General features: G+C 55.4%; 22 protein-coding genes. All 22 read left to right on the top strand.

Translation table 11 applies throughout. The features are described 5' to 3' along the window. Positions 1-306 precede the first annotated feature (306 nt). On the top strand, positions 307-1,641 hold the full coding sequence (locus PUT07_RS18420; RefSeq protein ID WP_274469821.1) for an LLM class flavin-dependent oxidoreductase: 1,335 nt from the start codon (positions 307-309) through the stop codon (positions 1,639-1,641). Between the two features lies 1 nt (position 1,642). After that, positions 1,643-2,173 (top strand): GNAT family N-acetyltransferase, encoded by a 531-nt coding sequence (locus PUT07_RS18415; protein ID WP_274469820.1) that lies wholly within the window; start codon positions 1,643-1,645, stop codon positions 2,171-2,173. A gap of 26 nt (positions 2,174-2,199) precedes the next feature. After that, the gene (locus tag PUT07_RS18410; protein ID WP_274469819.1) at positions 2,200-3,075 is read left to right on the top strand and encodes a transporter substrate-binding domain-containing protein; all 876 of its coding nucleotides are present in this window, start codon (positions 2,200-2,202) and stop codon (positions 3,073-3,075) included. A 42-nt stretch (positions 3,076-3,117) separates the two neighbouring features. Beyond that, entirely contained in the window at positions 3,118-3,816 is a 699-nt protein-coding gene (locus PUT07_RS18405) for an amino acid ABC transporter permease (protein ID WP_274469818.1), read from the top strand. 19 nt (positions 3,817-3,835) lie between these two features. Further along, positions 3,836-4,546, top strand: a complete 711-nt coding sequence (locus PUT07_RS18400) for an amino acid ABC transporter permease (RefSeq protein ID WP_274470875.1) — start codon at positions 3,836-3,838, stop codon at positions 4,544-4,546. A 418-nt stretch (positions 4,547-4,964) separates the two neighbouring features. Further along, the gene (locus PUT07_RS18395) at positions 4,965-5,717 is read left to right on the top strand and encodes an amino acid ABC transporter ATP-binding protein (protein WP_274469817.1); all 753 of its coding nucleotides are present in this window, start codon (positions 4,965-4,967) and stop codon (positions 5,715-5,717) included. A 13-nt stretch (positions 5,718-5,730) separates the two neighbouring features. Beyond that, the gene (locus PUT07_RS18390; RefSeq protein ID WP_274469816.1) at positions 5,731-6,747 is read left to right on the top strand and encodes an LLM class flavin-dependent oxidoreductase; all 1,017 of its coding nucleotides are present in this window, start codon (positions 5,731-5,733) and stop codon (positions 6,745-6,747) included. Positions 6,748-6,773: 26 nt separating this feature from the next. Continuing rightward, positions 6,774-7,265 (top strand): DinB family protein, encoded by a 492-nt coding sequence (locus tag PUT07_RS18385; RefSeq protein WP_274469815.1) that lies wholly within the window; start codon positions 6,774-6,776, stop codon positions 7,263-7,265. Continuing rightward, positions 7,262-7,792 carry a GNAT family N-acetyltransferase gene (locus PUT07_RS18380; protein ID WP_274469814.1) on the top strand — a complete coding sequence of 177 codons (531 nt, stop codon included), beginning with the start codon at positions 7,262-7,264 and terminating at the stop codon, positions 7,790-7,792. Before PUT07_RS18385 ends, PUT07_RS18380 begins: the two co-directional genes overlap by 4 nt. Next, entirely contained in the window at positions 7,789-8,856 is a 1,068-nt protein-coding gene (locus PUT07_RS18375) for an LLM class flavin-dependent oxidoreductase (protein WP_274469813.1), read from the top strand. Before PUT07_RS18380 ends, PUT07_RS18375 begins: the two co-directional genes overlap by 4 nt. Before the next feature lie 36 nt (positions 8,857-8,892). Further along, positions 8,893-10,563 carry an ABC transporter substrate-binding protein gene (locus PUT07_RS18370; protein WP_274469812.1) on the top strand — a complete coding sequence of 557 codons (1,671 nt, stop codon included), beginning with the start codon at positions 8,893-8,895 and terminating at the stop codon, positions 10,561-10,563. 15 nt (positions 10,564-10,578) lie between these two features. Next, a complete protein-coding gene (locus PUT07_RS18365) occupies positions 10,579-11,511 on the top strand; it encodes an ABC transporter permease (RefSeq protein ID WP_274469811.1) in 933 nt (310 codons plus the stop codon). 20 nt (positions 11,512-11,531) lie between these two features. Further along, the gene (locus PUT07_RS18360; protein WP_274469810.1) at positions 11,532-12,425 is read left to right on the top strand and encodes an ABC transporter permease; all 894 of its coding nucleotides are present in this window, start codon (positions 11,532-11,534) and stop codon (positions 12,423-12,425) included. A 13-nt stretch (positions 12,426-12,438) separates the two neighbouring features. Then, entirely contained in the window at positions 12,439-14,454 is a 2,016-nt protein-coding gene (locus PUT07_RS18355; protein ID WP_274469809.1) for an ABC transporter ATP-binding protein, read from the top strand. A 203-nt stretch (positions 14,455-14,657) separates the two neighbouring features. Further along, entirely contained in the window at positions 14,658-15,530 is an 873-nt protein-coding gene (locus PUT07_RS18350; protein WP_274469808.1) for a LysR family transcriptional regulator, read from the top strand. A gap of 19 nt (positions 15,531-15,549) precedes the next feature. Then, positions 15,550-16,737, top strand: a complete 1,188-nt coding sequence (locus tag PUT07_RS18345; RefSeq protein ID WP_274469807.1) for an amidohydrolase — start codon at positions 15,550-15,552, stop codon at positions 16,735-16,737. A 26-nt stretch (positions 16,738-16,763) separates the two neighbouring features. Then, on the top strand, positions 16,764-18,113 hold the full coding sequence (locus PUT07_RS18340) for an LLM class flavin-dependent oxidoreductase (protein WP_274469806.1): 1,350 nt from the start codon (positions 16,764-16,766) through the stop codon (positions 18,111-18,113). A 717-nt stretch (positions 18,114-18,830) separates the two neighbouring features. Further along, the gene (locus PUT07_RS18335; RefSeq protein ID WP_274469805.1) at positions 18,831-19,787 is read left to right on the top strand and encodes an ABC transporter permease; all 957 of its coding nucleotides are present in this window, start codon (positions 18,831-18,833) and stop codon (positions 19,785-19,787) included. Positions 19,788-19,811: 24 nt separating this feature from the next. Then, positions 19,812-20,696 (top strand): carbohydrate ABC transporter permease, encoded by an 885-nt coding sequence (locus PUT07_RS18330; RefSeq protein WP_274469804.1) that lies wholly within the window; start codon positions 19,812-19,814, stop codon positions 20,694-20,696. A 55-nt stretch (positions 20,697-20,751) separates the two neighbouring features. Beyond that, positions 20,752-22,287 (top strand): extracellular solute-binding protein, encoded by a 1,536-nt coding sequence (locus PUT07_RS18325; RefSeq protein ID WP_274469803.1) that lies wholly within the window; start codon positions 20,752-20,754, stop codon positions 22,285-22,287. 120 nt (positions 22,288-22,407) lie between these two features. Beyond that, positions 22,408-24,693 carry an AraC family transcriptional regulator gene (locus PUT07_RS18320; RefSeq protein ID WP_274469802.1) on the top strand — a complete coding sequence of 762 codons (2,286 nt, stop codon included), beginning with the start codon at positions 22,408-22,410 and terminating at the stop codon, positions 24,691-24,693. Between the two features lie 184 nt (positions 24,694-24,877). Then, complete coding sequence (locus tag PUT07_RS18315) at positions 24,878-26,569, top strand: S-layer homology domain-containing protein (RefSeq protein ID WP_274469801.1); 1,692 nt, start codon at positions 24,878-24,880, stop codon at positions 26,567-26,569. Positions 26,570-26,572: the final 3 nt, after the last annotated feature.

Raw genomic sequence — 26,572 nt, 5'->3', positions numbered from 1 at the left:
GGTGTCCGTTAGAATTCCGCGCCGGCCCGAATTCGCGGAATAAGGTCCGCTGTGTCCGTTGCTCGCCGAGGAGCGGGCGGATGGCACCCGCAGGGAGCGAGCGGCTAACCGCGGCAACCGGGCTGTTATGTTGACCTGCCGGGAGCGAACGGCAGGTAGGCCGCAGTTGATGCCACGATAGAACTTTTATATCGATGAATAGAAAATTACGATATACGCTGGAGGTAGAAATCGGTATATAGTGAGAGTACGCAATTTAATTCCGACAATACACATCGGTATAAAAGGTTAATTAAGGAGGCACACATGGCAAAGAGACAATTAAAGCTAGGCGCTAATTTGAATGGGGTTGGGAACAGCATTTCCTTCTGGCGGCACCCCGAAGTACCGACGGATGCGAGCGTGAGTCTGGCGTTTTACAAAGAACAGGCGCGCAAAGCGGAGGAGGGGAAATTCGATCTCCTGTTCATCGCCGACGGATTGTTCATTAATGAGAAATCCAATCCGCATTTCTTGAACCGTTTCGAACCGCTGACCTTGCTGTCCGCATTAAGCGATGCTACCTCGCATATCGGACTTGTAGCTACGCTGTCGACATCTTACAGCGAGCCGTTCACTGTAGCAAGGCAGTTCGCTTCGCTGGACCACCTTAGCAGCGGAAGAGCCGGCTGGAATGTGGTGACATCCCCGCTGGAGGGCTCTGCGCGCAACTTCGGCAAAGGCGAGCATCCCGACCATTCGCTGCGCTATGAGATTGCCGAAGAGCATCTAGAGGTCGTCCGGGGGCTATGGGACTCCTGGGAGGACGATGCCTTCGTTCGCGACAAAGCGAGCGGAGTGTTCTTCGACCCGGAGAAGCTGCACACGCTGCATCACCAAGGAAAGCATTTTGCCGTGCAGGGTCCGCTTAACGTCAGCCGGTCCCAACAAGGCTATCCGGTCATATTCCAGGCAGGATCATCAGAGTCCGGCAGAAATTTGGCCGCCAAGTCAGCCGATGCCGTCTACACGGGGCATGAAACCTTTGAGGAAGCGCGGCAATTTTATCAGGATGTCAAGTCACGGGCAGCCGCATACGGCCGAAACCCCGACGAGGTGCTCATATTTCCGGGCATCGGTCCGATTGTCGGCAGGACGGCGGAGGAAGCCGAGCGCAAATATCAGGAAATTGCAGAATTGGTGACGATCGATCAGGCGCTGAACTATTTGGGGCGGTACTTCGAGCATCACGATTTCTCACAGTACCCGTTGGATGAGCCATTCCCCGAGCTTGGCGACTTCGGCAGCAACAGCTTCCGCAGCACGACAGACCGGATCAAGAGGGATGCCAAAGAGCGGGGCCTGACGCTGCGCCAGGTGGCGCTGCGTGCAGCGACGCCGAGGAGCAATTTCATCGGCACGCCGGAACAGGTGGCGGATCTTATTCAGCAATGGTTCGAAGGCGGCGCTGCGGACGGCTTTAATGTGCGCACAGTCGTACCGAACGGATTGGCTGACTTCGTAGATCTGGTTGTGCCTGTACTGCAGGCGAGAGGGCTGTTCCGCACGGCGTATGAGAGTCAAACGCTACGAGGCCATCTGGGGTTACCCGTTCCCGTGAACCGGCATGCACGCAAGCTGGATGCGGTAAGGAGCGAATAATATGGCGACAGGGGTTCGTGTGCTTGTGCGGGATGCCCGCCCGGAAGAACGGGATGCTGCCGTAGCTTTGACATTAGAGGCTTACCGGCAGTACGAAATAAGCTTCGGCCAGCCGTTCTGGGAGCAATATATCAGTAACATCAATGCGCAGTGGGACCGCAAGGGAGACGAGGTGCAGCGCATCGTTGCCTTCCATGGGACTAAGCTTGCAGGCGCCGTTCTGTATTACCCGCCGCAAGCGGGACTGTACGAGAAGCTGCAGGAGACGATCCCCTACCCGGAAATCCGGCTTCTCGGCGTACATCCCTCTGCCAGAGGCCAAGGCGTGGCTACCGCATTGATCGGCGCATGCGCACAGCGGGCGAGAGAGGCAGACTCGCGTTATCTGGGATTACATACGTCCGGGCGCATGCCTGATGCCGTCAGGCTGTACAGGAAGCTCGGCTTCGAGCGCGAGACGAGATTCGACTTCCTCGCCGCCGATCATCGCACCGTCGTTGAAGCGTACCGGCTTGCTCTGATTACCAATTAACTATGTACCAGGAGGAGAAACTTACCATGAAACGTCTACAAGCTACAGTATTAATAGCAACTTCCGCTGTGGTTTTCGCCGGCTGCGGTGCCGCCCAAAAAGCCGCACAACCGGCCGATGCCTCCAAAGCGGCTTCGGCTTCGGCAGCACCCGCAGCTGCAGCGCCTGCAGCAACGTCAGCGCCGCAAAAAGCGAAAAAGATCATCGTCGGCACAAGCGGTACGTTCAAAGACGTAACCTTCCTTGACGATAAAGGCAATTTGACGGGCTACGATGTGGAGCTGACGAAGGAGATTGACAAGAGGCTGCCCGATTATGAGTTCGAGTTCAAGACGATGGAATTCGCGAATATTTTGCTGAGCCTTGAAGCGGGCAAAGTGGATCTGGCAGTCAATCAGTATGAGGTGAACAGCGAGCGTCAGGCTAAGTTTCTTTTTAACGATGAAGCTTACAACATTTGGCCAAGTAAAGTGGTGGTCAACAAAGACAACAGTACGGTGAACTCGATCGACGACTTAAAAGGCAAGAAAGTTATTACTTCCCCAGGCAGCAATGGCGCCGTATGGCTTCAGGATTACAACAAGAAGAACGGCAACCCGTTCGAGCTCGTCTTCTCAGGCAGCGGAGGAACGAACGACGTGATCAATCAGCTGAAAACAGGTCGGGTTGACGCCACGATCTCCACTCCGTTCCAGGTTACCGGACGCAACAAGGATGCGGACGCCCAGCAGAAAGTGGTAGGTCCCGTGCTCTATACGTCCAAAATTTATTACGTGCTGCGCAAAGACGAGAGCGATTTGAAAAGCAAGATTGATGAAGCGATCAGGCAAATTAAGAAAGACGGCACACTGGCTAAGCTGAGCAAGCAATGGCTGGGGGAAGATTTCACAGTAACCGAATAGGCGGCTGAATGGAGAAGGAGAAGGAAAGGCGCTAGGTGTCCTATGGGAAAACCGTTTGATTTTACATTAATCTGGATCTATTTGCCCAAGTTGTTGTCTTACTTGCATGTTACGCTGTTCATTGTGCTTGCCTCGGTCGTAGTTGGCGTTGTCATAGGTCTCTTGATGGCATTGCCAAGGCTGTATAAGATCCCGGTACTGAAGGGTTTCGTTATTTTATTTCTTTCATATACCCGGGGAACGCCGATCCTCATTCAGATGTTTCTCGTCTATTACGGGCTCCCGGAGCTGCTCAAAGCGATACATATCGACATTAGCGATCTCCCCCCGCTGGTGTTCGTCATCCTGACCTATTCGCTGCATTTTGCCGCTTACTTCTCCGAAATCGTACGGTCGGCGGTGAACGCCGTTGACCGGGGGCAGGCGGAAGCAGGCTACGCCGTCGGCATGGGCGGATATGACGTACTTACTCGCATTGTGCTGCCGCAGGCATGGAGAGTCGCGCTTCCGAACGTGGCGAATCTTATCATTGGCACGCTTAAGGATACTTCACTGGCATATACGCTGGGCGTTATGGACCTTGTGGGACGTGCGGAAATGCTTGGAACGACGTATCACTTTCTCGAAATTTGGATCGCCCTGTCCATCATTTATTACGCCATCGTGCTCCTGTTCGAACACGTCTACCGGTTGATCGAGCGCAGGCAGCACGTTTACGAATTAGCGGTTACGGCCACATAAAAAGGAAGGAGGAATCCGTATCCATATCGATTTCAGTTTTATGGCGGAAGCTTTCCGGGCTATGCTCAAAGCGCTCCCGCTGACGCTCGTCCTCTCGATCGTTCCGCTTTTTACCGGCTTCATCGTGGGGGCTGCCGTTGCCTTTGTACGCATGTACCGAGTCAAATACGTGCATCGGATTGCTCAATTTTACGTGTCATTCTTTCGGGGGACGCCGCTGCTGCTGCATATTATGCTGGTTTATTTCGCGCTGCCGATGATGTTCGATCATCTGGCCGTTCATTACGGCTGGAGCATACGCTCCAAGGCCATTCCGCTCATCTCGTTCATTTTCGTAGCGTTCACGTTAAATATCGGGGCTTATATGTCGGAGACGATCCGTTCGGGCATATTGGCGGTGAGCAGAGGCCAGCTGGAGGCGGCGTACTCGGTCGGCATGACGACATGGCAGGGGATGCGGCGCATCGTGATCCCGCAGGCGTTAATGGTCAGCGTGCCGAATTTGCTGAGCAAGTTCATCGGGCTGCTGCACGGTTCTTCGCTTGCTTTCATGATCTCTTTGCAGGAGCTGACAGGCACGGCGCACATCGTGGCGATGAGGAATTGGAAATACCTCGAAGCTTATATTGCCGCAGCGGTTATTTATTGGATTTTGACGATTGTGGCAGAGCGGGCTTCCGGGCTGCTGGAGAAAAGGTTGAATGTTTATAACCGGAGCGGTGTGGTGTAAACGAACGAGTAGAAGAGGATTCAATTCTGTATGAAAAATCATATACAATTCCCGCGATATCGGCGAAATTGAAGAATTCTATATGAATAATCATATAGAATTCCTGAAATGCCGGCAAAACCGCCGATTCTATTCGAAAATTCATATAGAATTTACGATGAGGGGGTTGATCGGGGCATATCCGCTAAAGGGCATAAAGGGCATATCCCAGATTCGTGACGACCAGCATTGTGCAAGCTAGGGAGCGAGCGTTTGCCTTTGCATAAGCGAAGGTGCCTTGAATTAGAAAATTCAATAGATGAATAGAAGAAGTCTATTAGACGATCCGGCCGGAGAATGATAAGGTTAGTTTAAGTTTAATTCATAGTATTTACATTGGAATTATAAGTTATGGAGATGCCAGGGGGTGCGCCACGCCATGATTCAATTGTCTAAGGTGTCCAAATCGTTCGGACGGCATCAAGTGCTCAGGAGCATCGATCTTACGGTCAACAAAGGCGAAGTCGTCGCCATCCTCGGACCGAGCGGATCTGGCAAAACAACCTTGCTGCGCTGCATTAATTTCCTGGAGAAGCCGAGTGACGGATTCATCGCCATTGACGATCTGCAGGTGGATTGCAAAAAAGCCGGCAAGAAAGAGATTCACAAGCTTCGTCAAAAGACGGCGATGGTGTTTCAGCAATACCATTTGTTCCGCCACAAGACAGCCCTGGAAAACGTAATGGAAGGGCTGGTCGTCGTCAAGAAAATGCCCAAAGAAGAGGCGCGGGCGGTCAGTGCCGAGCTGCTGCACAAAGTAGGTCTCGGCGGCAAGCTGGATGCCTATCCTTCTCAGCTGTCGGGCGGCCAGCAGCAGCGTGTCGGCATAGCCCGGGCGCTGGCCATGAACCCGGAGGTGATCCTCTTTGACGAGCCGACGTCTGCGCTTGATCCCGAACTCGTGGGCGAAGTGCTGGCCGTCATCCGTAAAATCGCGAAGGAAGGCATCACGATGATTATCGTCACACATGAGATGACGTTCGCGCAGGATGTCGCCAGTCATGTCGTGTTCATGGACGAAGGCGCGATCGTCGAACAGGGCAAGCCGACCGATGTGTTCAACAGACCCAAAGAAGAGCGAACCCAGCAGTTCCTGCGGCGTATCAGGCCGGAGCTGTCATATTCCATCTAGGAGGTAACGAATCTTGAAGCTTGCCATAAGCATTTTGGACCAAAGCCCGATCTACCCGGGAACAACGGCAGCCGAGGCGCTCGCACAGACGGTGCAGTTGGCGCAGAAGGCCGAAGAGCTGGGCTATCACCGGTTCTGGGTATCGGAGCATCATGACTCCGAATTACTCGCCGGCTCCTCGCCGGAAGTGCTGATCGCCTACTTGCTTGCCAGAACGGAGCGCATCCGGATCGGTTCCGGAGGCATTATGCTGCAGCACTATAGCCCTTATAAAGTAGCGGAAAATTTCAACGTGCTCGCGTCGCTGGCGCCCGGCCGAGTCGATCTTGGCGTCGGCCGTGCTCCTGGCGGATTGCCCCGCAGCACGCAGGCGCTGCAGGAAGGTCATGCAAGCGCCAAATCGCTGACGGAGAAGCTCGCCCAACTGGAGGCTTATGTGAACAACCGGGCACCCGAGGATGAGGCGCTCGCAGGGCTCAAAGCGACTCCGCATGCAGCCGTCCCGGCCGATCTGTTTCTGCTGGGTGCCAGCCTGGACAGCGCCAAGCTTGCCGCTTCGCTCGGCCTTGCTTATGTGTTCTCCTTATCGATCAATGGGGATAAAGAGACGGCCGTCGAGGCGATCCGAACGTATCGCTCCCAATTCCAACCTGTTTACGGCAGATCGCCGCAAGCACTGCTTGCGCTTTCCGTCATCGTGGCGGATACCGATCAGGAAGCGGAAGCGCTCGTCGGTGAGAAGAAGCAATATAAAGTGTACTTGTCCAGCGGGAAGAAGGTAACCGTCGGCACGCTCGCGCAGGCTGAAGAATTCGGCAGGCAGGCTAACGAGCCTTACACGATCGAAGAGAAGGAAACGGTGGTCACGCGAGGCTCCAAGGAGACCGTGCGCAAAGAGCTGCTCTCCTTACAAGAACAAACGGGCGTACATGAATTCATTGTAACGACACGCATCGAGGATGCCGGCAAACGCCTGCGCTCGTTCGAACAACTGAAGGAAGCGCTGAATGAAATCGAAGCGGCGGTATAAACCGCTGCATCATAGGAGGAATTCCGTTGAGCAGTAACGATATTCAGGCATTTTTGGACACCCACGACTTGTTGGTTCAGGCGGTAGATGGCTTGGATTCCCAACAATTAACGTGGAAGGGGGCGCCTGCTTCCTGGAGCGTAACGGAGGTGCTGGCGCATCTGGCTGATCACAGCATCGTCATCTCGTTCCGCATTCGCGATATTCTGGCAGGTACGACAGTTCGCCTGCCGGCTTTCGATCAAGACGCTTGGGTTAGCGGACAGAAGGCGAACGACGGCAATGCCGCCGATATTCTAACCGCATTCGCGCAGCTGCTGCGCTACAATAGCCTGCTGTTGGGAAGGTTGAGCGCCGAAGACTGGGAGAGATCGGCGATTAACGCCAAAGGCGATACCGTCCGCATTACGGACATTGTGAAAGGCTTCGTCAAGCATGTGAACACGCATCTCAATCAGATTGAGCGCATCAAGCGTTCCTTGGCCGCTCAGTCCGGACAAGAGGTGAGTTCTCATTGAGCGACATCTATCGCCTAGCCGTACCCGAGGATGCCGAGCGCCTCGTGGAGGTAGTCTATGAAGCTTATGCAACGATTCGGGAGCTGGAGCTCAAATGGCCGGCGGCACATGCCGATCTGGCTTTGATACAAGAAAACATTGCGAATAACGATTGCTATGTGCTGGAGAGGAACGGGATCATCGCAGCGACGCTAACGTTGAGCAGGGACAATACGAAACGCTGGGACAGCACATACCCGTTCCTCAAATGGTTCGCGGTACATCCCGATGAACAAGGTCAGGGCTTGGGGACGAAACTGCTCGCTTGGGTGGAGGAGCATGTCATCAACGAACGCTTGGGAGCTTCGGCAGTAACGTTAGCCACGGCTGAGAAGCACCCTTGGCTGCTCGATATGTATGAAAGCAAAGGCTATGAGCGCATTGACGCCATTGACCGGGGCAATGGTGACGGCACGATGTACCTGCTGCGCAAAATCGTCAATCCGGCGAAGTTCGAGGCGGATCGGCGCGAAGGTGCAAGTCTATGAAATTCGCCCTCTTCAGCTTGGCGATGAATACGCGCAACGCCGTAACCGGAGAATCGTTCACCGCCCAGCAGAAATTTCAGAATATTCTAGGGCAGGCGGTGCTTGCCGAGGAGCTGGGCTTCGATGCTTATGGGATTGGCGAGAGGCATGGACCGCCATTCCTGTCTTCTTCGCCGGCGGTTCTCCTGACGGCCATTGCCGCCAAAACTTCGCGGATCAAGCTGCTCACCACGGTTGCCGTGCTCAGCGTACTGGATCCTGTGCGGGTCGCCGAGGATTATGCAACGCTCGATCATCTCTCGGGCGGGCGGCTCGAGCTCATTATCGGTAAAGGCAACGATCCCCGTCATTACCCGCTCTTCGGGATTAAAGAAGAGGAGCAGTGGGAATCGCTCGCTGAGCGATATGCCTTATTAAGGCGTCTATGGCGGGAGGAGAACGTCACATGGACAGGGAAATACCGCCCGCCCTTGCAGGACGTTACCGTCCTGCCCAGACCGCTGCAGCAGCCGATTCCGGTTTGGCACGGCAGTGCGTCGAGCACGCTTTCTACGGAGCTGGCCGCCAAATACGGCGAGCCGATCTTTTCCTCGAATACGTTTCATCCGCTTGCGAAATATAAGGCGTTAATCGACCACTACCGGGAAAGATGGGCGTATTACGGTCGCGATCCGCAGGATGCTGTCGTAGGCGCCGGAGCCGGGAGTTTGTATCTGGGAAGAACGACGGAAGAGGCGATCGGACGCTATCGTCCGTACTATGAAGCTTTTCATTCGACGGAGTCAGCCAAGCATAATCAGTCGCCTTTCCAAAGCCTGGAGGACAATTTGGAGAATGGTCCCCTGCTGATTGGAAGTCCGGATCGTGTCATCGAGAAAATTATGAAATATCATGAGGCTTTCGGACATGAAGTGCTGTCCATCAGCGTCGACGGACTTAGCGAAACGGAGCAGCGGGAGCAAGCAGAATGGTTTGCTTCCGAAGTTGCTCCGGTGCTGCGCCGGGAAATTCCGAGCAAGGTATGGAGCTCCGGCAAAGCCAAGCAGCCGCATTCGATTGGATAAGCGGCTGCGCAGGACAATGAACGCATTATTCGTCATATGGAGCGTGAAACGATTGTGAAGAAACAGCGATGGATTTCCTTACTAGCTAGTCTGTCGGCAGCCGTATTCGTGCTGGGCGCTTGCGCCGAGGCCGGCTCCACAAAAGGGGCGAATGTGCCAGCGCCCCAAACGACGTCCAAGGCGAACGCGCAGCCTGCGGTTGGCGGCGAACTCTCTTATGCGCTCGCGACGTCGCCGGATTCACTGGATCCGCATCGAAGCGGCTTGGCTGTAGCCGTTCGCGTGTTCCGGACGTTATACGACAGCCTCGTGGTGCAGCTGCCGGACAATTCGATCAAGCCGTGGCTGGCAACCGAATGGACGATATCGCCCGACGGCAAGAGCTACACGTTCAAGCTGCGCAAGGACGTGAAATTTCATGACGGCACGCCGCTCAATGCCGAGGCGGTCAAATACAGCTTCGATCGAATTCTGGATCCGGCGACGAAGGCTGCCAACGCTACGGCACTGCTGAAGCCTTACAAATCGTCGGAAGTTATTGACGAGTACACGATCAAACTGAATCTGGAGACGCCTTCCGTCGCGTTTCTGGGCAATTTGAGCCAAGCGATGCTGGGCATCGTATCCCCGACGGCGGCCAAGAAATACGGTGACCAGTTCGGCAAAAATCCCGTCGGCTCAGGCCCGTACAAGTTCGTGAAATGGAACGACAATGCCGAAATTAAAGTCGAGCGCAACCCGGATTACAGCTGGGCGCCTGCTTTGGTCGAGAACCAAGGAAAGCCTTATCTGGACGGCATCGTGTTCAAGATCGTCCCCGAAGAGGCGACACGCATCGGCAGCGCGCAAAGCGGCCAGGTGCTCGCAGCCGAAACGGTTCCTCCGCAGAATGCCGTTGCGTTAAAAAATGACGCGAAGCTGCAGCTGCTGCAGGTCAATACGGGCGGATTGCCTTATACGCTGTTCTTCAATCAGAGCAGGGCCCCTTGGAATGATGTCAAAGCAAGGCAGGCCGTTCAAGCTGCAGTAGATCTCGATGCGATTGTCAAAACGCTCTATCTGGGCACATACCAACGGGCATGGTCGCCGCTTGCCCCGAATATGTTCGGTTATGACGCTGCGCTTGAGAACGGCGTTAAAGCTGATCCGGACAAAGCGAACCGGCTGCTCGACGAGCTCGGCTACACCAAAGGTGCGGACGGGATTCGTGAAAAAGACGGGAAAAAGCTCACTCTGCGCTATGTCGACGGCTCGCCGAACCGTGAGAAACGGAATGACATTGCAGCCATCGTCCAGCAGCAGTTGAAGAAAGTCGGCATCGCCGTCGAAGTGGAGATTACCAAGGACGTACAGACGGTCATCTATACGCAGCAAGCTTATGATCTCTACGGCAACAGCCAAGTCAACTCGGATCCGGTAGCCCTCAACTCCTTTTACCACACAACAGCTCCGAATGCCCGCCCTTCACTGTCCCATCTGTCGGATCCGGCGATCGACAAGCTGCTGGAGCAAGGTGTCGTCGAGACGGACGAAGCGAAGCGCAAAGACATTTATAAGCAGGTACAGCGCTATATCATCGATAATGCCGTCATTCTGCCGGTGTATATTTTCCCATACACAGTGGCGGCGTCGAAGAGCATATCCGGCATCAAATTCGACGCATTGGGTTATCCGCTCTTTAATGACGTTTCTATTTCCACCAAGTAAGGAGGGAGCAGCAAGATGGGCATATCGATTGCCATCCGGTTAATCAGCTCTTTGGGCGTCATTGCGGGCTCATCGGTTCTTGTATTCTGCGTTCTCTATGTGCTGCCAGGCGACGTTGTGATGAATATGATCGATCCGAGCGCCATGAGTCCGGAGGCGGTGGCCAATTTGCGGCACCAGTTAGGTGTTGACCGGCCGTTTCACGAGCAGTTTCTGAACTATTTCCTGCATGTGCTCAGCGGCGATTTCGGCCAATCGCTCATGAATTCAGAGCCCGTCCTGCCGAAAATCCTCAAACATTTCCCGGCTACGCTTGGACTTGCGACGGCGGCATCGGCTGTAGCTGTCGTTGTGGGCGTCGTGCTCGGGGTACTGTCGGCCATACACCGCAATGGGTGGATCGATATCTTGGCAAGAATCGTCGGCTTGTTCGGCATCTCCATGCCGACGTTCTGGTCGGGTATTCTGCTCATCTTGGTATTCTCCGTCTATCTGGGCTGGTTGCCGGCGATGGGGTCGGACGGACTGGCGACGCTCGTTCTACCGGCGTTAACGCTCGGTATGCTGGGCGCAGGCTTCATTGTCCGCATGGTGCGGAATTCGATGCTTGAGGTGCTTGGCGAGCCGTTCATCACGACGCTGCGGGCCAAAGGGCTGCAGGAACGGACTGTTATGTACCGGCATGCGCTGCGCAATGCGCTCATTCCGGCCGTCACGATGCTCGGCTTGCTGATCGGCGAGATGCTTGCGGGCACGGTTGTCATCGAGACGGTGTTCTCGCGTCAAGGCATCGGGCGTATTATCGCCGACGCGATTATGGCCAAAGATTTGCCGGTCGTGCAGGGCGTGGTTTTGTTTACCGCCATTATTTATGTGCTTGTCAATACATGGGTTGATATTTCATACGCGTATATCGATCCCAGAATCAGACGTCAGCGTTCTTACTAAGAAGCAAGGAGGGGACATGGATGAGGGAAGTTACCGCCGTCAAACCGGTATGGCAGGCTATAAGCGCCGCCAGGCTTCGCAGGCGATTGCCGCTGAAGTTCGTTCCTTCGCAAGCCATTTTGTATGCAGCGTCTCTTATCGTATTTGTATTGCTCTTATTTGCGATCGCCCCGGGATGGTTCGCCAAATACGCGCCGACAGATATGCAGGCGGATCAGCTGCTGCTGCCTCCCGGTTCGGCACACTGGCTGGGAACCGACTATTTCGGTCGGGATGTGCTTAGTCTTGTTATTTACGGCGCGCGGGAATCGCTGTTCATCGGGTTTGCCTCGGTCATAGTCGGCGGCTTCATCGGAGCCGCTGTCGGCATGGCTGCAGGCTACTGCGGAGGGTGGGTGGACAACGTGCTGATGCGGATCAACGATATTGTCATGACCGTACCGAGTGTTCTATTGGCTCTGGCAATTGCCGCAGCTTTAGGACCGGGACTATGGAACATTGTGCTCGCCGTCGCGCTTTCGGCCGTACCGAACTATGCCCGAGTGATGAGAGGACAAATTCTCAGCCTCCGCAACCGTTCGTTTATCACGGCTTCGAGATCCCTCGGTGCCGCTCCGCTGCCCTTATTTCTCAAACATATTGTGCCGAATTCGATATCCCCGCTGCTCGTGATGGCGGCGATCGGCATCGGTACGGCGATTCTGACCGGCTCCGGTCTTAGCTTCCTCGGTCTTGGCGTTCTGAAGGAAGTTCCGGATTGGGGCGCGCTGCTGTCACAAGGCAGAGGGTATCTATCCGTAGCCTGGTGGATCTGCACGTTTCCCGGTCTGGCTATTACGCTATTCGTTCTGTCCGTCAATGTGCTGGGCGACGAATTGCGGGACAGACTCGATCCGAGAAAGCGGATAACCTAGGAGGATATATGCGATGGGCACTTTACTTAACGTAGACCGGCTCCGTGTCGAATTTGCCTCGGAGCGGGGGAACGTACAGGCGGTTCACGACATCAGCTTTCACATGAAGGCGGGCGAAATCGTCTGTTTGGTCGGTGAATCGGGGAGCGGGAAGTCCGTCACGTCCAAGGCCGTCATGCGCTTGATCGAAGAAGCTAACGGTTCGATTACTTCCGGTTCGATCGAGCTTGATGGTGTGGATGTCACAGCGCTTGGCGATCGGGATCTCCGCGGGCTGCGTGGTAAAAAGATCGCGATGGTGTTCCAGGAGCCGATGGCGGCTTTCGATCCTGTCTTTACGATCGGGAGCCAGATCGTCGAGACGATTCGGCGTCATGAACGCCGCACTTCGCATAAGGAAGCGGTTATGCAGGCCGTGCATCTGCTGCGGCGTGTAGGCATTCCTGAGCCTGAGCTGCGAATGAAGCAGTATCCGGGTGAGCTTTCGGGCGGCATGCTGCAGCGGGCGATGATTGCCATGGCGCTAAGCTGCAAGCCTGAGCTGCTGATTGCCGACGAACCGACCACTGCGCTGGATGTTACGATTCAGGCACAAATTTTGCAGCTGCTGTTGGAGCTGAAGGATGAACTTGGCATGTCCATTCTGTTCATTACGCATGATCTGGGCGTCGCTGCGGAGATTGCCGACCGGGTGATCGTGATGTACGCCGGACGCATTGTCGAGCAGGCGCCGGCGCAGGAGCTGTTCGCAGCGCCTCGCCATCCGTATACGATGGGCTTGCTGCGGTCTGTAGCAACGATAGACAGCGATCGGTCCAAGCCGCTTTACGCGATCCCCGGCGCCATCCCGGGCATTGCCGATTGGCCGACGGGCTGCCGTTTCCATCCGCGCTGCGCTTATGCCTCGGAAGATTGTATGCGTGAAGCACCGCCGCTGGTAGAAGCGGACGGCAGGCAGTCCGCTTGCTGGCATTCCGACAAGCTGCTGTCGAACGGCGGCATATGGGTTGACGGTGACGGTACATCCGTTACGAAGTCCGGTGCAGAAGCGAAAAGGGAACCCGCGACCTTGATCGAGCTGCGCCATGTAACGAAGCATTATCCGATCGGCCGCACCGTGTTCTCCAGGGAACGCAGAGCGATTCAAGCGGTCGACGACGTTTCCTTCACCATTGCAAGAGGGGAGTCGTTCGGTCTCGTCGGCGAATCCGGGAGCGGCAAATCGACGCTGGGCCGGTTGCTGCTCCATCTGGAGAAGCCGACCCGCGGCTCCGTACGGTTCGAGGGGCAGGACTTGGCTGACCTGACGGCAGCCCGCTTGAGAGAACAGAGGAAGCATATGCAAATGATTTTCCAGGACCCGTACGGCTCTGTCGACCCGCGATGGAAAGTCGGCGACATTATCGGCGAGCCATTCGCCGTCCATGGCCTGCTGCGCGGAGCGGAGCGCAAAGAGGCCGTGCAGCGCCTGCTCGGGCTGGTCGGACTGCATGCAGCGGCTTACGACCGGTACCCGCATGAATTTTCCGGCGGTCAGCGCCAGCGTATCGGGATTGCCCGGGCGATCGCGCTGAATCCCAAATTCGTGCTCGCGGATGAGGCCGTATCGGCGCTGGATGTGTCGGTGCAGGCGCAGATCATCAACTTGCTCCAGGAGCTGCGGCGCGAGCTTGATCTGACCATGATGTTCATCGGCCATGGCCTGCACATCGTGCGGTACGTATCCGACCGGATCGGCGTCATGTACTTGGGGAAGCTGGTCGAAATCGCGCCGAGCGAGGAGCTGTTCCGGCATCCAGCGCACCATTATACGAGGGCGCTGGTTGCATCCATCCCGTCGCCGGATCCGCGAAGACGCAGCGAACTGACCGCCATTCGCGGGGAAATTCCTTCGCCGGCGAACCCGCCAAGCGGCTGCCGGTTCCGCACGCGCTGCCCGGCGGCGACGGCCCGGTGCGCTGCAGAGGAGCCTGCGTTTCGCGAAATAGCTCCCGGTCATTATACGGCGTGCCACGATCCGGTGATGTAAAGATTTTTCTTTAATTGTTAAATTCCGATTGACATACTTGGTTATAAGAAGTAAGGTATAGGATAATTAGATAGCGTCAACCGGGCTGCCGGAGACCTTTGAAGCCGTTCCAAGCTGCTGATGCAGCGGATATGTTTCTTAAGGTCTCTTTGTGCTTCGTTGGCCAAGTATCATCCTAATCTTATGAACTGGGAGAACCATGTATGAACATTGAAAATATCGAAGCGTTCGTCTATGTGTTTCATTACGGGAGTTTCAACAAAGTAGCGGAGGTGCTTTTTCTATCTCAGCCTTCGGTCACGGCGCGCATTCAATCGCTGGAGCGCGAACTGGACTGCCGGTTGTTCGACCGGCTGGGCAAACAGGTGCAGCTGACCGAGAAAGGCAGGCAGTTCCTGCCCTATGCCCAGCAGCTGCTGCAAGTGTATCAGAAGGGCAAGCAGCAGATCCAGAAGCAGCGGGCGGTGCCGCTTGAGCTGCGGATCGGCTGCACGGTGTCCGTCTCCAACTATATGATCCCTGAGCTATTGCCGAAGTTGAAGGCGCGCTACCCGGCGCTGCAAATCAAGCTGACGACGGCAACCACCGACGACATCGTCAGCAAGGTGCTCAGCCGCGAGTTAGATATCGGCTTCGTTCGAAATATCAGTCATCCGAACCTGCAGTCGCGCAAATTTTATGAGGACCCAATCCGGTTGTACGCGCATACGGATTATCCGCTTGCCGGCCATAAAGAGGTATCGCTAGAGCAAATCGTTGACCAGCCTTTCGTATTTTTTGAATGCGGCTCGCTGGATTGGCTGCGGATACACCGGGTGTTCCAAAGCTTGAACAAACCGCCGGCGATTGAAATTCATACCGATAATGCGGAGACGGCCAAGAAGCTCGTTATGAATAAAGCAGGCTTATGCTTCCTGCCGGGACTGTGCGTCGGGAAAGAGGTTCGTGAGCGTCTGCTGACACCGATTGAAGTGGCGGAAGTGACGAACGTAGCGCTGCAAACGAATATAGTTTCCTTAACCGGCGAACAGTCGGAGCTTGTTGACTTTTTCCTGGAGCACCGGGTCGTGTCCTGAATGAAAGTGAGGTGTACTTATGGAAGTTCAAGAAAACGCAGCACTCCTTAGCGCCAAAAGGATCGAGCCGAAGTTGGTCGGCATCCGCCGGCATCTGCACCAACATCCCGAGCTGTCGCATGAAGAATTTGAAACGACAGCCTACATTCGGCGTCAGCTGGAAGAGGCGGGAATTCGAATATTGACGCAGTATTCCTTGAAAACGGGACTTGTCGCAGAGATCGGAGGCTTGCTTGACGGGCCAGTCATTGCCCTTCGTGCGGATATTGACGGGCTTCCGGTTCAAGAAGAGACCGGTCTGCCTTTCGCTTCACAGCATCCCGGCAAGATGCATGCCTGCGGACATGATTTCCATACGGCAGCGTTGCTGGGAACGGCGTTAATGTTAAAAAAGATCGAGCATGAGCTTCAGGGTGCCGTCCGTTTCATCTTCCAACCGGCGGAAGAGAAGGCGGCCGGAGCGGCAAAAGTGCTCGCCAGCGGAGCTTTGAAAGACGTGACGGCTATCTACGGCATGCACAATAAGCCGGATTTGCCGGTCGGGACGATCGGCATCCGGAGCGGGGCGCTGATGGCTGCCGCCGACGGCTTTCTCGTCGAGCTGCAAGGCAAGGGCTCGCATGCCGCTGTTCCTGAGGCGAGCATCGATCCGATCTTGACGGCCGCACACATGGTCGTGGCGCTGCAATCGATCGTCAGCCGCAACGTGAGCCCGCTGGAGAGCGCCGTGGTCAGTGTCACGCGTCTGCATACAGGCACGGCGTGGAATGTCATACCGGAGAAGGCCGTGTTGGACGGCACGGTACGGACCTTCGACGAAGATGTGCGCGCGCGCGTGACTGAGCGGTTCGGCGAAATTGTGAACGGCGTAGCCGCCGCTTACGGGACGACGGCCCGGCTGCGCTGGCTCCCGGGACCGCCACCGGTGAACAACGATGAGGAACTGGCGGAAGCTGCCAGCAGAACGGCGAAGCGGCTCGGGCTTACCGTCGTGACGCCGAAGCCGTCTCCTGCCGGCGAGGACTTCGCCTATTACCAGCAGCAGATTCCCGGCTTCTTCGCCTTTATGGGGACCGCTGGTCCGCACGAGTGGCACCATCCTGCTTTTGATGTGGATGAAGGGGCGCTTGCGGTTAGCAGTGCATTTTTCGCTGAATTGGCGGTAGAGGAATTGAAAAGGTTGCATGCCGTGCAGTTGCAGGCATAATTCACATACATTGAGGAGGATCCTACATGGGACATCATAAAAAACTGAAGCTGGGCGCTATTTTGCATGGCGTAGGCGGCAATATTTCGGGTTGGCGCCACCCGGAAGCGATTACGGACGCGAGCGTCAATTTCGAGCTGTATAAGCATTGGACGCAGAAAGCGGAGGCAGGCAAGTTCGATTTCGTTTTCATCGCCGACGGCTTGTATATTACGGAGAAATCGATCCCGCACTTTTTAAACCGCTTCGAGCCCATTACGATATTAAGTGCTTTGGCTGCCGTCAGCTCGAAAATCGGCCTGGTCGGGACGCTTTCGACCTCGTACAGCGAGCCGTTCACCGTAGCCCGTCAATTCGGCTCGCTGGATGTGATAAGCGGGGGCCGGGCAGGCTGGAATGTGGTGACGTCCCCGCTGGAAGGCACAGCGCTGAATTACGGGAAAACGGAGCAGGAGCACCCGGCTCATCCGAAGCGCTACAAGATCGCGAACGAATATTTGGAGGTAGCGACAGGTTTGTGGGACTCCTGGGAGGACGATGCGTTCGTTCGCGATAAAGCATCCGGCGTTTTCTTCGATCCGTCGAAGCTGCATACGCTGAATCATAAGGGCGAGCACTTTTCTGTGAAAGGTCCGCTGAACATCGCCCGTTCCAAGCAGGGTCAGCCTGTCATTTTCCAGGCAGGCGCGTCGGAAGACGGCAAAACCTTTGCCGCCAAAGTGGCGAATGCTATTTTCACGGGACAGGAAACGCTGGAGGAAGCGAAGCAATACTATGACGACGTGAAAGGGCGCGCTCGGGCGCTCGGCCGAAATCCCGATGAGATCGTCATCCTGCCTGGCATTGGGCCGATTGTCGGCCGGACGCAGGAAGAAGCGGAGCGTAAGTACGAGGAGGTTGCCAATCTGGTGTCCATCGACAAGGCGCTGGATTTCCTTGGGCGCTTCTATGAGCATCACGACTTCACGCAGTATCCGCTCGACGAGCCGTTTCCCGAGCTTGGGGAGCTTGGCCGCAATTCCTTCCAGAGCGCCACGGACCGCATGAAAGCTTGGGCCAAGCAAGAGGGACTGACTTTGCGCCAGGTGGCTCTACGCGTCGCGACGCCGAAGCCGACGTTCCTCGGCACTCCGGAGGTTGTCGCCGACAAGCTGCAGGCTTGGTTCGAAGGCGGGGCCGCCGACGGCTTCATCGTAGGGTCGGCGACGCCGAAAGGTCTGGACGACTTCGTCGATCTTGTCGTACCGATTCTGCAGGAGCGCGGTCTGTTCCGGGAGGAGTACGAGGCGGATACGCTGCGCGGTAATCTTGGCCTGCCGATTCCGGAGAACCGCTATGCGAGGCAGCGGCTGGCGGTTACGCCGACGGCCCAATAGAAGATGCCGGGCGGAGCGGCCAGGCAGCGGCTGGGGAGGCGCAGCGCGGGAGCGGTGGCGGGCGGGTGAGCGTTCGGCAGGAGCGCATGCGTGCCGTGTGGTGTGGCGGCCCGGAGCGAGCGGCCCCAGGGAGGCGCTGCGTTGTTGGCGCCGCCCGCACGGGTGCCGTTCCCCCGCCGCCGCTCGCGTTAACGGACACCACGGCCGCTATTCGCGCGCAAATCGACGCGACGCGATTCTAACGGACACGGGAGTCCTTATTTGCCGGTTTCGGGGCAAATTCATGCCCGCCGACGCCAAATAGCGTCGCCGGTGTCCGTTAGAATTCCGCGCCGGCCTTAAATCGCGGAATAAGGTCCGCTGTGTCCGTTAGCCCGCCGAGGTCCAGTCGGATTAGTCGGGCCAACCGGCCGACCGACCGACCGGCCGGCACCCGGCAGCGAGTGCAGCGCAGACCGCCGATGAAAGAAGCCTGAGGCTCGGCCTCAGGCTTTTTTGGCGTTCCCTCAGCCCCGTCAAACAATGACTATCGCCGGCGGATAATGACTATATCAAGGGCTCAAGCCTTGATTTATAAGGGTTTTGCAGCGTAATACAAGACGTGCAGGAATGACTATGGACGGCAACGGAGGGAGTCTCCTATGATGCAGAGGTGGCAAGGCAAACCGCACTGAAAGCGAACATATCACCATGCAAGTGGTAGAAAGGAAGGGGTTTATGAGCACTCAAACTGCAGCAGCCCACACGGTGCTAAGCAAGACGACGTATCGCAAACAGCAGGCAAGGCGCATGCTGCGAAACCGGTGGCTCTATCTGATGCTGCTCCCCGGCATCTTATATTTTCTGATTTTTAAATATGTGCCCATGTACGGCGTGTTGATCGCGTTCAAAAATTATCAGCCGTTTCTCGGCTTCTGGGACAGCCAGTGGGTCGGCATGAAGCATTTTGACCGGTTTTTCGGGGATCCGCTGTTCTGGAAGCTGCTGCGCAACACATTTATTTTGGCGGTATACAATATCGTTTTCTTCTTTCCGCTGCCGATCGTGATCGCCTTAATGCTCAACGAGCTTCGTGTGGAGCTGTTCAAAAGGACCGTGCAAACGGTCGTGTACATTCCGCATTTCATGTCGTGGGTCGTTATCGTCTCGATTGTGTACTTGTTTTTTACGACGGAGGGCGGACTCATTAATGAGGGTATCAAGTTCCTTGGCGGTGAGAAAATCAATTTCCTGCTCAGTCAGGATTGGTTTCGAACATTCATAACCGCAGAAGTGATTTGGAAGGAAACCGGTTGGGGGACGATTATTTTCTTAGCCGCACTGGCGGGCGTCGACCCCGGACAATACGAAGCCGCCCGGATTGACGGGGCGAACCGGATGCAGCAGATGGTGCATATTACGCTACCGGCGATTCGGTCCACGATCGTGATTTTGTTGATTTTGCGTTTAGGCCATTTCCTGGACACCGGTTTTGAACAAATTTGGCTTATGCTGAACGCGATGAACCGCGAGGTGGGCGAAGTGTTCGATACTTATGTCTATGCGACGGGAATTTCGGAGGGCCAATACAGCTATAGTACGGCCGTCGGCTTGTTCAAGTCGGTTGTCGGATTGGTGCTTGTTGCCGCTTCCAATTATTTGGCCAAAAAAATGGGCGAAGAAGGCATCGTATAAGCCGTATGGAAAGGGGGCTGCCGAATGGTTAAGGACCGTTCGTTCGGAAGCCGGTTATTTGATTGTATCAATGTTGGATTGTTAACGATATTTGCGCTGGTGACATTCATTCCTTTCATTTATATCATCGCAGGCTCGTTCGCGACGCAAAAAGAATTGCTCCAGCGGGGGTTCATCCTGTTCCCGACGGAATTTTCGCTTAGCGCATACGAGTATATTTTCTCGACAGGCACGCTGATGCGCAGTATGGGCGTGACGATTTTCATCACGATAGCGGGGACGCTTATCAACATTATGATGACCTGTCTGATGGCCTATCCATTGGCCAGGAAGGACTTGGACTACCGCAAGCCGATCCAGCTCGCGGTCATCTTCACGATGCTGTTCGGCGGGGGGATGATCCCGACATTTCTGGTCGTCAAGCAGCTTGGCATGATCGATACGTACTGGTCGCTGCTCATTCCCGGTGCAATCAGCGCTTTTAACCTGATCATTATGCGCAATTTCTTCCAGCAAATGCCGGACGGCCTGGAGGAATCGGCCAAAATCGACGGCTGCAGCGACCCGGGCATCTTGTTCCGCATCGTGATCCCGCTGTCCCTGCCGGCGATTGCGACGTTCTCGCTGTTTTACGCCGTAGGCCACTGGAACACATTTTTCAGCGCCGTGCTGTACATCAACGATTCCACCATGTGGCCCATTCAAGTACTGCTGCGGCAAATTGTCATCATGTCCGACGGCGGAGGACTCGGCGATTCCACATCGCTTGCCGCCGACTTTGTCCAGCCGCCTGAGCAAAGTGTGAAGATGGCCGTTATCGTCATATCGACACTGCCGATCCTGGCGGTCTATCCGTTCCTGCAGAAGCATTTCGCCAAAGGCGTGCTGTTAGGTTCCGTGAAAGGGTAAACTGTTTCCACAGTTTCTCGATACATGTATCATATACAAAAAGGGAGGACGAAACATGAAACAAACAACAAATCCAAAAGCGATCGCCCTGGCGTCGCTGCTGACCCTGACGGCTGGAGTAGCCGCAGGATGCGGAGGGGGAGGAGCAGCCGCTCCTGGCACAGGCAGCGCAGCGCAGCCATCCGCTTCAGCGGAAGCCGCCAAGCCGGCGGCTCCTTATAAACTGTCCATTATGATGCCGAGCTTCAATCCCGAGCCGATGTCGACGGATGGAGAAATTTTCAAAAAAATTCAGTCTGCCACCAACACGGAGCTGAAGCTCAATTGGGTACCGTCGGCAACATACTCCGACAAGCTTAGCGCAACGGTCGCTTCAGGAGAGCTGCCCAGCGTCATCACGGTGCTCAATCAGAAGGTTCCCTTCATCGTGAACTCCGTTCGTTCGGGCATGTTCTGGGAAGTTGGCCCGTATTTGAAGGATTATCCAAACTTAAGCCGCATGAATCCCATCGCCCTGAACGCGATTTCCATCGATGGCAAAGTGTACGGGATATACCGGGAACGCGATTTGGCCCGTGACGGTGTTACGCTGCGCAAAGATTGGCTCGATAATCTCGGCTTGAAGGAGCCGAAGACGATCGATGAGTTTTATAAGGTGCTGAAAGCGTTCACGAATGACGATCCGGACAAGAACGGTAAGAACGATACGATCGGGCTTGTCGAACAGCAGGTGCCTGCCGGCTGGAGAAGCATGCTGGCTTGGCACGGCGGTCCTGCCGATTGGGAAGTGAAGGACGGGAAGGTAACGCCTGCTCATCTGTCGCCTGCTTATCTGGAAACGATGAAGTTCTATAAGAAGCTCTATGACGAGAAGCTGATGAACCTCGATTTCGCAGTTGTCAAAGACGGCCGCCAAGTGATGAACAAAGGCACAGCCGGCGCATGGGTCGCCAATCTGAATGACGCCAACGGCATTGAGGAGCAGGCTAAGAAGGCGGATCCGAAGGCGAAGGTGACGCTGGTCGGTGCGCTGGAAGGGCCGAAAGGGCTGCGCAGCATTGCAGGCACAGGGTCTTACGGGATCTTCATGATTCCGAAAACGTCCGTGAAAACGGAAGCGGAATTGAAAGCGATCCTGAACTATTTTGACAAGCTGTCCGATAAAGAGATGCAAAACATGCTGTATAACGGCATCGAAGGCCGCCAATATACGGTAGAGAACGGACAGTACAAGAAAACGGCGGATCCGAAGATGCTTGTCGAATACGGAATGGGCGATTCTTCGCAGCTTGCCGTGTTAAGAGATCAGGTCACCACTTTCGGGCCGGAGCTCGTGCATCAGCGTGATATTGTGTGGAAAGAAAATGCGAAAATCGCGATTGAGAATCCGGTCAATGCGTTCATCTCCGACACCTACAGCGAGAAGGGCAAAGAGCTGGAGAAGCTGATTGAGGATGCCAGAACGAAGTTCATCATGGGTGCAATCGATGAGAACGGCTGGAAGAAGGCGGTCGACCAGTGGCTGCAAAACGGCGGAAGCAAAGTGATTGAGGAATATACGGCCGAATACAACAAAGCTGCCAAGAAGTAAAGCTGCAGGCCGGTTTGGCAGGAGGGTCTGTGATTTATCCCCATGACGCAGACCCTTAATGATATACTGAAAGATAACGGACAGGTCACCCAGAAATGCCTTCGGAGGAGATAATCGGGCATGAATACACATCCATATTTACGAAAACTGATCGTGCTTACGCTCGTTGTGGGGGCTTTTCCAGTGCTTATCTTAGGGTGGTACTCCTATACGTATTCATCCCGCACGGTGCTGGAAAAAGTGAACGAAAGCAACGAACAGTTGTTGAGACAAACGCAGCTGCGGGTCGAGCAAACCTTAAAAACGATCGATTACTCAGCCTCGCAGCTGCTGAACACCCCAATGGTCTCGGGCGCCATCGGCAAGAGGCTTGCTTATACGGATACGGATCTGATTACGGATATGTACGATAGTTTGATCGGGATCCAGACCTTTGAGCTCGGGATTAAGGATGTTTTCCTATACAGCATGGAGAAGGATTGGTTGATTTCCAACTCGGGTCTCAATGAGCACAGCCAACTGAAGATGAAGGATCTTTTGCAGGATTTCGCCCGTATGCACCAAGGCTCCAAGTGGGTTAGCATGGATGTTTCCGAATATGTCGAGGCCGATCCCGGACTGACGAGCCATCCCCAGACGATCATGAACATCAAGAAATGGCCGATTAACTCGCTCAATCCACAAGGCATGCTGGCCGTCATGCTAACGGGCAAGGAAATGAACAATTTGATTAATTTGGACGGCAGCTCGCATGGGCAAATCTATATTGTAGATGAAAACGGCAAAATCGTTGCTCACTCGGAAGCGGGTTTGATCGGCAGCGATTTATCGCATGAAGCATATATGCGCCAAATCGCGGAATCCGGCGAAGGGACAGGGTTGTTCACATCCCAAATCCACGATGAAGATATGTCGGTGTCCTACCGGAAATCCACGTATAACGGCTGGATTTACATCTCTGCGCTGCCGATTAGCGAGCTCACGAAGCGGGCGCAGGGGATTGCGTGGACATCGCTATGGGTGAGTCTGATCGCCTTGATCGCCTCCGTCGTCGTCGCCGTTTTCGGCACGCGGAGCGTTTACAGGCCGGTACGGAGCATCTACCGTACATTAACCAATGAGAAGACCGTTCGCGGGGCGAAGGACGAGTTCGGCGTCATTCGGGAAGGCATCCAGTCGCTCTTGACCAATCAATCGAAGATGCAGTTCCAATTGGCCGGTCAGCAGGAGCATATGACGGAACTGCTCGTTCGCAAAATGCTCGCCGGCGAGGCGAAATCGTCGGAGATTCAAGATCGGCTTCAATATTACGGCTATACGCAGGAATGGGACCGCATGCGCGTCCTGCTTCTGCAAATCGATGACTTGTCGGGCAGCCGTTTTGACGAGAAGGACCGCGACTTGCTGCTGTTCGCCATCGGCAATATCGTGTCCGAGCTCGTGCCGAGCCAGGAACGGCTTGCGCCGATCGTGTATCAGGATGCCGTGCTGCTCATCGCCGGTTCGCAAGCAAGCTCCGAGGGGGCTTTCAAGGAAAAGGTATACGAGATCGCCGTATCTATACAAAAAGCAGTGAAGCGGTACTTGTCCATCGAAGCCAGCGTTGGAATCAGCCGAAGCTTCGCGCATTGGATGTATGCCGAGCAAGGCTATGCGGAGTGTGTGGCAGCCTTGAAATACCGCGTTCAGCTCGGGAGGGAGGCGGCATTGTTCATCGAGGACGTGCAGCCTAATAAAAGCAAGGACGTTCATTATCCCAAAGAATCCGCTGCACAGCTCATCGATGCGATTCAATCGTTCGAACCGGCTCGTGCGCAGGAGGCATTGGCTGTATTTATTGCGAATGCCTCGCAATCCGCCGGCAGCCACAACGATTATCAGCTGTCTTTGGTTCGGCTGCTGGTCGATTTGATCCGCTTGCTGCAGGATTCAGGCATATCGTTGTATGAATTGAACGAGAGGGAGCGGTCGTTGTTCGACGACCTGCTTCATCTGCACGCGCCCCGAGACATTGAAGCCTGGTTCTTCGAACAAATTATCGAGCCTAGCGTCCGGCTGCTGGAGCAGTCAAGGGATACGCAGTTCCGCACGATATCCGATGAGGTGAAACGGTTGATCGAGGACGAGTTCGATACCGATTTGACGCTTGAGAAGTGTGCGGCCCGAATCAATTATCATCCGCAGTATATCAGCCGTGTGTTTCGTCAAGAAACGGGCATCAATTTCGCCGACTATTTGGCCCAATACCGTCTTCATATGGCGAAGCGTTGGCTCCGCGATACGAATATGACGGTGACGGATATCGCTGACAAGCTGAAATATAACAATCCGGCTAATTTCATCCGGTACTTCCGCAAGATGGAGGGAATAACTCCCGGACAGTATCGGGGGAAGCCGGAAAGGTAACAGGTGGTCTTCGGGTCCCCGCTAGACGAGGGGGAGGGATCTGAAGACCCTCTTATAAGGACATACCGAAAGCGCTTACCTGTACGTGGCGAAGAGAGGCGTCTCTTCGGTATGCCTAGTTTAATAACCGATTATTTGCATAGGAAAGAGAGGGATTAGTCGATTGATAAGGCGAATAGCATGCATGGCAGTTCTGGTTGCGAGTCTGTGTTCGTTCAACCATGTGTTCGCTGCTGTACCGTCGACCATGCTTGCCTCCATCGCGCCTCAGAAACAGGGCGATATGTTCGTCGTTCAAGGAACGACAAGCTTGGAGGAGGTCGTGGTGCTCATTCTGCGTCCGAATGAGACGATGCTGGAAATGGATCAGCTGAGCAAGGAGCAGCTGCGCGCGGGCAAGACGGTGACGCTGCCTGCCGATAGTCCTGCCGGTACGTATACGGTGAAGGCGGGCGCAGGGAGGGATTGGGCCGAAACGGCGTTTGAGGTCGCAGCGAAGGACGATCGCCCTGAGGAGCCCGGACCGGGTTCAGAGCCTGGACCAGGTCCGGGCCCCGGTGGCGGTGAAGCCGGAGGCGGCAATGGCGGCAACGGCAGCAGCGGCAGCAGTGGCGGTGGAAATAACGGAAATAACAACGGAAATAACGGTGGAGGCAGTCACGGGTCTGGAGAGGCAACGAGCCCATCCGCAGGCGGCACCGTCAAGCTGGCGGTGCTCCCTGCCGGCAAGCCGGACGCATCCGGATTGGCCAGAGCAGCCGTAGGGCAAGCGGAGATCCAGTCAGCTTACGACGAAGCAGGCAAGGCGTCGTCTTCTCCGAAGGTGATTCTGGAAGTACAGCACACGGAAGGGGCTTCCGGCTACGAGATTACGCTGCCGGTCTCCTTCCTGACAGCGGGCGTTCCGGGAAGCAAGCTGGAGATCCGGACGGAGACCGGCCGTCTGCTCTTGGCAGGCGGCATGTTCAAGCCGGACGAAGCAGCGGGTGTGAAACAGGTGACATTCACAATCACGCTGGCAAGCAAAGATGCGCTGCCGGAGAAGGTCAAGTCCGCAATCGGAGGCCGCCCCTTGATCGATGTGAGCGTGATGCTGGATGGCCATCCGGTCGCTTGGTCGAATCCGGATGCCCCGGCCGTGATCTCCATCCCGTACGACGCTGCGCCTGCGGAGCTGAGCAATCCGGACGGCATCACCGTTTGGCACATCGACAGCAAAGGGAATGCGGCTCCCGTGACAAGCGGCAATTATGACGCTGAAACCGATACGGTTACGTTCAAGACACCGCACTTCAGCCAATATGCCGTCGTCTATGCCGTGAAGTCGTTCAGTGACTTGTCCGGCTACCCCTGGGCCAAGAAGCAAGTGGAAGCGCTCGCCGCCAAAGGTATCGTGACTGGGGTGACAGACGATGCGTTCGTGCCGGAAGCTGCGGTCAAACGTGCGGACTTCGTTCTGCTGCTGGTAAGAACGTTAGGCTTGTACGCTTCTTTCGAGGAAAATTTCAACGATATTCATCCTGACGATTATTACTATGAGGCGCTGGGCATTGCTCGTAAATTAGGTATCGCCGACGGTTCGGGCAAAAACCTGTTCCAGCCGGATAAAGACATTTCCAGGCAGGAAATGATGGCGCTTACGGCGAGAGCGCTCGGTCTTGCTAACAAGCCCCAAGGTTCAGGAACCGCCGCCTCAGCAGCCCCATTCAAGGATGCCGATCAAGTATCGGCGTATGCGGCAGCTGCCGTGCAGGCGCTTCTTGCCTCCGGCTACATCGAAGGCAGCGGCGGCTTCCTGCACCCGCAGCGGAGCACGAGCAGAGCCGAAGCGGCCGTCATGCTGTATCGGATTTATAGTCAAACAAGGGGGTTATAACGA

Source organism: Paenibacillus sp. MAHUQ-63 (assembly GCF_028765165.1).
Lineage (GTDB): Bacteria > Bacillota > Bacilli > Paenibacillales > NBRC-103111 > Paenibacillus_E.
This window is presented reverse-complemented; position numbering and strand designations above follow the sequence as displayed.